The 1,040-nt window shown below is 55.9% G+C and carries 1 protein-coding gene; it reads right to left on the bottom strand.

What is annotated here, in order from left to right:
* Positions 1-107: 107 nt before the first annotated feature.
* Positions 108-1,025: a nucleoside hydrolase gene (locus B3F49_RS03070; RefSeq protein ID WP_293908922.1), complete on the bottom strand. Its 918-nt coding sequence runs from the start codon at positions 1,023-1,025 to the stop codon at positions 108-110.
* Positions 1,026-1,040 lie beyond the last annotated feature (15 nt).

Here is a 1,040-nt window from a genome sequence, read left to right as displayed (position 1 = left end):
GTGAAACCTGAGCAATGGCAGGTCTCATTGCTTGCAACCTTCGGCTACCCGGCAGAAGACGAGCGGCCGAAGATTCGCGAGAGTCTGGAAAATCTGGTAAGCTTCCACTAAGGCAGGTTGGCCAGAGAGCGGTCCACCAAGGTCCAGAACCAGGGGATGTCGATGTTCTTGGCAACCAAGACACCGCCATCGGAATTGGTGGATGTCTTGGTTGTTTTACCGTACGTTTGTCCCGGATTTGTATCCACTTCAACCCTGCAATACTCGGTTTCCACCTTCGAAGGATCGACCAGATATGCGACGCACAAGGGGTCGTGCATCTGCGGCTGCCCCTGCCCGCGCTTGGTATAGTTGGCGGTATAGCTCTCCATGCAGGAGCAGAAGACGGCGGTACTGCGCCCTTTTCGGCGTTGAAAGTCGGCAAGCCGAGCGGGGCTGAGGGTGACACGGCGGGTGCAATCCAAAGGAAAGAGCACCAGCTTCGCCCCAGATGAGAAGACCAAACTCGCAGCTTCAGGGTCGGCGAAGGTGTTGAACTCGGCATGCTCGGTCACATTGCCTTGGCTGAACGAGCCTCCCATGACCACGATCTGCTTGCAAAGCAAAGCCACTGCAGGGTCCTTGCGAAACGCAAGGGCCAAATCGGTCAACGGCCCCACGCTGACGATGCTGATCTGGTGGGGCATGGCTTTCACCAACCTGATGAGCGCATCAATGCCGTCTTCCTCTTGGGCCCGCTGGAACTTTCTGGGAGCAAACACCGGGCCGTCCAGCCCCGATTTCCCATGGAAATCACCGGCTTGTACGGGTTTGCGTACCAACGGCTTGTCGGCTCCCTTGTAGACCGGACACCGGATCCCTGCCGTTTCCAAAATATTTAGTGTGTTCTCAAGGGTTTTCTCCAGTCCTACATTGCCTGCAGTTGCAATGACCGCCTCAATGGTGAGCTCCTGCAAGCCTGCAGCAAGAAACAAGGCGACTGCATCGTCCAATCCTGTATCGACATCCAAGATAATTCGTTCCATCTAATCCCTCTTTGG

The sequence above is a fragment of the Sphaerochaeta sp. UBA5836 genome (assembly GCF_002432845.1).
GTDB lineage: Bacteria > Spirochaetota > Spirochaetia > Sphaerochaetales > Sphaerochaetaceae > Sphaerochaeta.
Note: the sequence above shows the minus strand (reverse complement) of the source record. Positions and strands in the feature narration are given on the sequence as shown.